5 protein-coding genes and 4 pseudogenes are annotated in these 7,573 nt (G+C 57.9%); 4 read left to right on the top strand and 5 right to left on the bottom strand.

The annotated features are described in order from the left end of the window. The coding region (locus FEV53_RS19060; protein WP_142834892.1) for an integrase core domain-containing protein at nt 1-236 on the top strand (236 nt) is incomplete at its 5' end. Between the two features lie 62 nt (nt 237-298). Here FEV53_RS19060 and FEV53_RS21730 read toward each other — a convergent pair. Continuing rightward, a pseudogene (locus FEV53_RS21730) lies at nt 299-436 on the bottom strand (LysE family translocator); the annotation flags it as partial. A 464-nt stretch (nt 437-900) separates the two neighbouring features. Here FEV53_RS21730 and FEV53_RS19050 point away from each other — a divergent pair. Both FEV53_RS19050 and FEV53_RS19045 read left to right on the top strand, forming a co-directional pair. Beyond that, a complete protein-coding gene (locus tag FEV53_RS19050) occupies nt 901-1,797 on the top strand; it encodes a DMT family transporter (protein ID WP_142836271.1) in 897 nt (298 codons plus the stop codon). Between the two features lie 27 nt (nt 1,798-1,824). Beyond that, the gene (locus tag FEV53_RS19045; protein ID WP_142836270.1) at nt 1,825-2,499 is read left to right on the top strand and encodes a hypothetical protein; all 675 of its coding nucleotides are present in this window, start codon (nt 1,825-1,827) and stop codon (nt 2,497-2,499) included. Between the two features lie 230 nt (nt 2,500-2,729). Here the strand turns inward: FEV53_RS19045 and FEV53_RS19040 are convergent. The 4 genes and pseudogenes from FEV53_RS19040 to FEV53_RS19020 all read right to left on the bottom strand — a co-directional run. After that, a pseudogene (locus FEV53_RS19040) lies at nt 2,730-3,296 on the bottom strand (transposase family protein); the annotation flags it as partial. 14 nt (nt 3,297-3,310) lie between these two features. Continuing rightward, nucleotides 3,311-3,522 (bottom strand): annotated as a pseudogene (locus tag FEV53_RS21725) (transposase). 402 nt (nt 3,523-3,924) lie between these two features. Next, complete coding sequence (locus FEV53_RS19025) at nt 3,925-6,042, bottom strand: calcium-binding protein (RefSeq protein ID WP_142836267.1); 2,118 nt, start codon at nt 6,040-6,042, stop codon at nt 3,925-3,927. Nucleotides 6,043-6,175: 133 nt separating this feature from the next. Continuing rightward, nucleotides 6,176-7,003, bottom strand: a complete 828-nt coding sequence (locus FEV53_RS19020; protein WP_142836272.1) for a sulfotransferase family protein — start codon at nt 7,001-7,003, stop codon at nt 6,176-6,178. A gap of 292 nt (nt 7,004-7,295) precedes the next feature. On the opposite strand from FEV53_RS19020, the pseudogene FEV53_RS19015 reads away from it, so the two are divergent. Continuing rightward, nucleotides 7,296-7,484: pseudogene (locus tag FEV53_RS19015) on the top strand (transposase); the annotation flags it as partial. Nucleotides 7,485-7,573 lie beyond the last annotated feature (89 nt).

Genomic DNA, 7,573 nt, shown 5'->3' with positions numbered 1-7,573 from the left:
TCTCGATGGATGGCCGGGGCCGCTGGATCGACAACCGGATGATCGAGCGGCTCTGGCGATCCCTCAAATACGAATGCGTCTACTTGAACGCCTTCGAAACAGGTTCCGAAGCCCGGGACGGGATCGGTGACTGGATCAGCTACTACAACAAAAGACGCCCGCACTCATCACATGGGATCATGACGCCGGACGAGGCCTATGACAGGCAATCTCCGGACCTGAAGGTTGCCGCCTGAAATGAAACCAATGCTATAGCTTAGCACGGCGGCAAACTGGTCGAATTTCAAGGACCACCTCTGTGATATCCAACATTGGCCGGTATCGTAGCTCGAAACCCGAACCGCGCACCATTGGCTGCGAAAAACATGTTTCCAGGCCCAGAACTGTACGCAAGGGGAAACAGAAACAAAATCAGTGCAAGTGTTGTCTGAAGCATTTCAATGGTCCTGTGGAATTTGGACCATTGAATTACATCATAAGCCGCCTCAGCGACCCGCTTCTTGCGCAAAGTGCTGATCTATTGACTTCGGTGTTTGGGCTCCAAGCTGACACGCGGCGATGCGGCATAGCGGGCTGGGTCGTTGATCGACACGCCGTCGCTCCCGGCCCAAAGCAGACATCTCTCTGGGACCGCGATGCGGCGGCCCCACTCGCGTTTGCTGCCGTTAGACCGGGTGCGCAGTATGTTTGTCTCCCTCAGGTTGCTAAAGTGGGACGAGCAGCCGTTCGGATCTTGCTTGTTCTGGTTGGCGGTGAGTATGCTGCAAACATCGACTGAGTGGTGACTAGGGTTCCGGGCGATCTGCCTCAGGACCGAGCGTTACAGAGACCGGGGGAGTTCCCCGGGCCAGCACCCAAAGGATAAAAGCCTAGGGGAGGAGACGTCGAGATCAACCGCGCCTGACCGGCGTATCAGGAGGTCTCAATGACGCTTGGCCAGATCTTACTCGTTGTTCTTGCATCCCTCATTACGCCACATGGAACCTGCTCGCGAAACGTGCCGCATCGATCGGCCCGGTTTTCGTCTTCGCCTACAACCTGATCGCTTGCGTCGCCTATGGCCCGTGGGTGCTGTATTTACTGATTACAGGTAGCATCAGCTGGACCTTGGCAGGGATCGGCTTCGTTCTGCTCAGCGGAGTCATCTATCTGGCTTACAGTCTCTGCCTGCAACGAGGCTATCAGTTGGCAGACCTTTCGGTTGTCTATCCTGTAGCACGGGGAACCGGGCCAATGTTGTCGAGCATCGGGGCCTTTCTGATCCTTGGCGAGACGCCCACTGGTACAGGTCTGACAGGGCTTCTTATGGTTGTAGCCGGCATCCTGCTGATCGCGACACAGGGAAAGATCCGCGCCTTCACCAGTCACGATGGGCAGGCGGGTATCCGGTGGGGCGGCGTGACCGGTGCATTAATCGCCAGCTATACGGTGGTTGACGCCTACGCGGTCAAGACCCTCGGGATCGCGCCTGTTGTGCTGGACTGGTTCACCAATCTGCTACGGTTTTTCCTGCTGCTACCATGGGTCCTTGCGAACCCCGGCCATACCATTGCGGCGATGCGCCGGAACTGGTGGACCGCACTTGGGGTGGGACTGCTCTCACCGCTCTCGTATATTCTCGTGCTCGCAGCACTGACGGGAGGCGCTCCGCTCAGCTTGGTGGCACCAATGCGTGAAATGTCGATGATGGTCGGCGCGCTAATGGGAATGCTGATCCTGCGAGAAGCGGTCGGTGTCTGGCGACTGATCGGCTGCGGAGTGCTGATAGCAGGCGTGATACTGCTCTCCACAACATGACGTATCTGGCCGTCCAGTAAGGGCTCATTGCTGGTGATCAGTGCTTCGCAACATCAGTATGTCAAAGCCAAGCTGTGGTCGCCGAACTCCGGCCCTGTGCCGCCGCTCATTTCCATCTCAGCCGCCGCGATGCTGCCCGCGTTTCCTGCCGTTCAATTATGTGCGCAGCATTTTCACCTGTCGAGTGTCGGCCAAACGAACGAGGCGGCCATTGACCAAAAGGCTGAACTGGCAAATCGTCGCGAAATGGAAACGATAGCGACGATAGCCATGAACGCGGGTCTGGCAGTGCAAAATTACGCGGAATGGCGAGGTGGTGGGCCGTCACTCCCATCTCGGATTGCTGATCAATTTGGCCCAGGCTTTTCACGCAAAAGCGTTAGATTTTCTGCGCTCATCTTAGCTTCTGCATTCGTCGCGATTCTCAGTGCGGGCGGTTTGATTTTCAACGCCGGGTGGCTAATAGCGATAGTTTCAACGGCTTTGATTGCGAACGCAGTCTCCCAGCTAGCGGTGTCTGCTTTCTACAGAAAAATTCAACCAGGTACCGCTTCCGGGATATTAGTCATGGCACCATCAGCCGCTTGGGCACTTTCTTCTACGAACAATCAACTTGGCTGGCTCGTCTACTTTCTGGGGCCAGCTTTGTCCGTACCAACGTTGGTTTTATTGTGGCTTGCTGCCAGGCGAGTTGCTCGATGAGCTCGCCTAAAGAGGTTTTCTCTTGGGCTCACAACCGACACTCGGCGGCGCGGCATAGCGGGCCGAGCCTCCGACCGGCGCACCGTCGGTCTCGGCCCAGACCCGACGCTCATCACCAATTCAGATGCTGCGTTGCGGCCCGCGTTTCCTGCCGTTCGACCCGGTATGCAGCATCGCCGCGTGTCGGCAATACGGACCGAGCTTCGATTGGCCCCGCTTGGTTCAATAGTTCAAGCTGAATGAACTTGCAGTCTGCCGTTCTGGTCGTTTTTGCGGCAGATATCAGGTATGGCGGCGGCGATGACTGTGGCGACGATGGCGATCAGAAAAGCCAAGAGAGGCCTCAGATGCGCGACGATCTTGCGGAGGCTGTGGGCGCAGCCGCAGAAAATGGCATCGCCGGTCGCACCCTCCAGCGGGAAACGTGACAGGCGGCCGTCGGGTTCCATGTGGCCGATTTCCAGCTCGATGGCGCGGCCCCGTCGCAGCATCAGTTTGAGCGCCGGGGTCTGGCTGCGGCGGGTGTCGCTAATAAGGACCTGCGTTCGCGTCACGCCGTGGACGACGGCCAGCGCAGACGTCTGACCGGTCAGGATGCCCACCTGCTCCATCGCCTCCGGCAACGTGTTGCCGTCGCAGGGATTGCCCGGCATGGACCGCAGACCGACGCCAAAGCCCTCGTCGATCGTCGTCGCCATGCTGACCTCGGTGCAAAGCACATACCGCTTGCGAGCCTTGCCTTTCGAGATGCAATCGACCTGTGGCGCGTGCAGCGCGTAGATCTTCGCCCGGGTTTTCAGCCCCTCGGCGCCTACCATTCGCCGTCGCCGAGGAACTTGACCCCGGTGCTGTCCACGAGCAGGTTCGGTGGGCCATCGGCGCGGCGACAGGGGATCTGCATGGCCAAGGTCTTCTGCCTGGGCATAAGGTGGAAAAATTCGAATCTGACCAGTCGAGCACCGCCAGCTTCAATTGGCTCGCCACCCTCCCCAAGGTGTGGCCCAACGGAAGCTTGAAAAGCACTTTGATCGACGCGCAGAACCGGATCGCTCAACGGAAAAGGCTGGTGGACATCCAAGGAGTTCGTCACGCGGCGCGCGCCGGATCATGTCATTGTTGACCCAGATGGCAGACTCACCCGCTTACGCCGAACGGCGTTGTCGCCAGCCCAGTTCGTCGCACGACCGCGGTTGGACAAGGGTGTGCTTCATGCAGCGCGACTAACGGCATGTATTCGCGCGGTGAATTCTCAGTCTCAGACTTATGAAAAAATGCCACTGACAAGCCCTGACCGCCCAGACAATGCCTGTGGAGTAGCAGTAGCCGGCGCCGTCTCGGGGGCGCGACATCACCACAGGTAAGTCTACGGCTCGGGCTGGGACAGCCCATTCAATGTAAGCCCGAGCCGATGCCTCACTATTCGCGCTAGACTACGAGCAGATCACCACCGCCCAAGTCATTAAATATTATCTCGTCGTTATCTCCGTAGCTCAAAACGAAATGGCCATCGGTCGTCGTCTCGACACCGAAACCACTGCCAGGATTGGTGAGATCAACGACAGTGCCTTCGATAATCAGGGTATCGAGCGCCAGATCAAAATCCGTCACAGTTGCGACGTTCATGTTTGTCGCTGAAGCTGCGGTGAACTCGAAGGTATCGGCTCCCTCGCCGCCGGTCAAAATATGTCTGGCGCCATACCCCATGTTTGCAACCAGCCTGTCGGCACCACTGCCACCGTCCACGATCATCGACCGCACACCGGTGAAAATTGTGTCGTTGCCTTCATCTCCCGTGACTGTTCCAGTCGCGGAGGTTAGACGGATCACATCGTCGCCCGCACCCCCCGAAACCTCGATCCCTCGCCCCTTGGCAATCGCGACAACATCGTCACCTTCATAGGCAAAGACCCTGTGGGCCGTTTTGCCGTCGGTCAGGACATCGCCAAAGGCATCAACGTAGTTAGTCACGATGATGTCGGCATCAGACGTGCCGTCAACAATTCCGTCAAGTCCGGGGACGCGGTCCTCGATGACCACGGACGCAGAACTCGTTCCGAGGGTCGCGTCAGCTGATGCGATCTCCAGCACAACGGTCTCGGACCCTTCGGCGGTCATGTCATTCAGCGCGGTGACGGTCACCGAGTCGCTCTGGACCCCACTGGCGAGGGTCAGTGTGCCCGACATCACATCGAAATCTCCGTCGCCTGAGATCGACCAGTCAACCTGCTGCGTGCCGCTCAGGTCGCCAAGGCGGTTGACGTGGAAGGTCAGCGTCTCTCCTTCGGCAATCGCGAGATCCCCGGCATAGAGATAGGTGAGGTTCGTCGTCAGCTCAGGCAGAGATGACGTGTCATTCAGATCGGCAAAGGAGGCCAGGTCTCCTGCGACCGTAACAACCGGGGTCTCAAAGGTCTGCGTCGCGCCCAACTCTCCGAATGACGGACCTCTGCCGTTGATAATTCCGTCGACCCCGCTCGCCCGCACATCTGTAGAAACTCTTTGGTCAGAGTAATATCCGTTGGGTTCGCCCTGCTCAGGGGCAGGCGGAGAATAGACTGACTCGATACTCTCCACCGTACCCCAGCCGCCCAAGCCGGTATTGCCCGTCATCTCGCCGGTGCTGCCTGAGGTTGTAGAGAAGGCGCTGTCAGAGACCGACAAGTCTCCATCGTTCAGGATGCCCCCTGCAGCCTGCCCTCCATCGAATTCACCAATTGCCGTGTAGAGGTAGGGATGATCGCCATTATCACCTCCTTCGGCGCTGTTGCCATAAATTTCGACCCGAGAGAGGGTCAGGGTGCCCTTGTTCCAGATCGCGCCAGCAGCATCGCCACCCAGCGAAGGCCGGCCTTCGAATCCAGGAAACAGCCCACCGCCAATATTCAGGCCACCATCACCGCCAAAGCCGCCGTTACCGGGATTGGAAAAATTATCGACGCCGTCGCCGCCATCGCCGCCCCATCCACCGTCACCGGCAAGGCCGTTGTAACCACTATCACCGCCTTTGCCACCAAAGCCGCCGTCCCCGCCCACGTTCTGGCCGTAATAAAACGCGCCGGCGCCATCCCCGCCAAATCCACCCGAATACCGGCTTGCGTCTCCGGAGCCATCGGCGACGCCGTCATTCTCCGGCACGTCTGGCAGGCCCGCCTGATTGATCGGCGCGCCGCCGGTGATGATGAGGCTCTCAAGCGATGCGGTCACACCCTCCTGGATCGTCAGAACGTTTCCGTTCCCCAACCCGTTAATGGTGACATCTGCCTGGCCATCCCCATCGGTGTCCCCGTTGATCGTCACATCGGAATTGATATCCGCGTAGAAAGGAACTTCGAGACCCTGCGTCTCCCAAAGGTTGTCGAGTTGGACCGTCGATACGCCCGGTGCGAACCGGATCTCCTGCGTGCCCGGGCTGGCCTCGGCGAGCGTCAGAGCCTCGCGAAAGGTCAGAACGCCGTCATCGACAAACCCGTCATCGCCGGTCTGCACGACGAGCACATCGCCTTCACCAACGGGTGCCAGATAAGTGGGTTTATAAAATGCCATGATATTCTTCCCCCGCAACGCGTACCGATCAAACTACCCAAAAGTATAGGCCCATTAACTTTAGCGTTGTCGTCATGGAGGTTGTCAACCCAAAGAGGCATGATCAGCCATTTCCGGCTCGTTTGGGCCTTTATTATTTCACGACGATTGCCTTCGCACGGGTGCCGGTGAGATCGCGCCAAAACACCTGCTGACTTAACGCGTTGAACAGATCCGGCGGCAGAACCGTCCGCCGCTTTTTGAACTCCACTCGCCCCGAGACACGGTGCAGATCTTTGAGGTTCAGTTGAGAATCGAATTCGTCCGCCTCATAGCTGACATTCTCAAAATCATGCTCGAACCAGGGCTCTTCGAGAAAATTATAGATTAATTGCAGCGTCTCCCGCGGGCGGGCTGCAAGATAGTCGTACTCTACCAGCAACAGCCGGTCCGCTTCATCAGAGTAATACGCCTCTTTCGTCGCCGAAAGCGCATAGCCGACCACACCTTTGGGACGCGTCAGCGCATCGGCACGGGAAAAAACTGTGGCCCTGTCGTCTTCTGAGGCGAACAGCTTTGCCACGCCCATTGCATTCCTGCGCACCAGACGCTCAAAGGAATCCACCACCCAGGCCGGATCGCGCACACAGGCGATGACCTTGGCATCCGGCAACAGCTCAGAAATGAGCGGTAGCTTGGACGACCACAGGCGGTTCGTGTCGAAGAGCACATCGGGCCGCGCCGCAAGAGTCGATTGATAGGCCTCAATCATCGCCAGCAGCATCGCTTTGCGCTGTGCATCGCTGAGGCTCACGGCGAATTCGTTATTTCCGGGTGACATGGCCGTTACCAAACGGGTCAAAATTGGACCAAGCGGGCTAGACATCCCGCCTTCGAAGCGAGGGTTCTGCTTCAAAAGCGCGCCCAGAAGTGTCGTTCCCGAGCGGGGTAGACCTGTGACGAAATGAATTTTCGAACTCAATTTGAATGCCCCCACATGTACCTGACTTCATTGGCATCTTTGTTTGGGACGGTTTTTCCGCCCCATCTACATAAACCTAAGGTTACAACGAACTAAGCGCCACAACCATTTAAATTGCAGGTTCTCCAACAGTGATGGCCGAAAGGTAAGCTATTGGTCACCCGCCTTGAAATGCTGAAAGCACGCAGTTATGCCCTTGTTCCGTAACGCTTGTTTGAACCATTTAGCCGGCCTTGTTGCACAAATCGAGTGAGGGATTCACTGGGTGAACCCAGCGTGATAGCTGGAAGGTATGAGCAGTTGGGCCCCTACGAAGGACAAGACCACGAACTGGTCGGCTTACAATGAAGCACTGTGCCAGCGCGGATCGCTGACGATCTGGTTCGATCCCGACATGATGTGGAAGCTGCCGCCCAGCGGGAAGCGTGGGCGGCAGCCGAGTTTCAGCGATGAAGCTATCCAGACGTGCCTGACAATGAAGGGTGAAGGGCGCTCGGAAAACAGTCCGGTGGACTGTTTTCAGCCCTGAACGGGCGGAGCCCCGGGCAAGTTTGGCATGGTCGCCATTGG

This window comes from Palleronia caenipelagi, assembly GCF_007004065.1.
GTDB classification, from domain to species: Bacteria; Pseudomonadota; Alphaproteobacteria; order Rhodobacterales; family Rhodobacteraceae; genus Palleronia; species Palleronia caenipelagi.
The sequence above is the reverse complement of the archived record's forward strand: the minus strand, read 5'-3'. Positions and strand labels throughout refer to the sequence as shown.

What these genes read in the sequence shown, in the direction of transcription:
- FEV53_RS19025 (WP_142836267.1), bottom strand. Translation starts at nt 6,042, where the DNA reads ATGGCATTTTATAAACCCACTTATCTGGCACCCGTTGGTGAAGGCGAT.